Source organism: Oleiphilus sp. HI0079, from assembly GCF_001635105.1.
The window spans coordinates 1-575 of record NZ_LWFT01001123.1 but is presented as its reverse complement, the minus strand read 5'-3'; the positions used below and the strand labels follow the sequence as shown (position 1 = coordinate 575).

1 protein-coding gene is annotated in these 575 nt (G+C 46.3%); it reads right to left on the bottom strand.

The window, feature by feature from the left end; translation table 11 throughout:
* A partial coding sequence (locus A3750_RS19930; RefSeq protein WP_156498774.1) for an aldehyde dehydrogenase family protein occupies positions 1-575 on the bottom strand: 575 nt, incomplete at both ends.

Sequence of the window (575 nt, the reverse complement as noted above, 5' to 3'; positions counted from 1 at the left end):
ACTTTTTCTACAAGACTGTCGTAAAGGCTCTCAGCCACATATATCCGTTCAATACCGCAACAGCACTGACCAGAGTTATACATCGCCCCGTCAACCAAGGAAGCAACTGCAGAATCCAAGTCAGCATCCTCCATGACATAACCGGGGTCTTTACCCCCAAGCTCTAGACCAAGACCTACAAATGTGCCGGAAGCGGCTTGCTCAATTGAGCGCCCCGCCCCAACAGAGCCCGTAAAATTAATAAAATCAAAACAACGCTGTCGAATAAGTTGATCAGTGCTCGCATGATCAAGAAAGAGGTTTTGAAAAAGATCCGCAGGCAAACCCGCCTCGGCAAATATCGATGCTAAACGCTCTCCGACCAATAAAGTTTGAGTCGCGTGCTTTATAATCACCGCATTTCCTGCAATCAAAGCTGGGATAATCGTATTAATCGACGTTAAGTAAGGATAGTTCCACGGTGCTATCACGAAAACGAGACCATGAGGCTCTCTCTCAATACGACGCTCAAAACCGTCACTATGCTCTATAACCAAAGGCTTTAAGGACTCATGCGCGATTTCAGACATGTAATC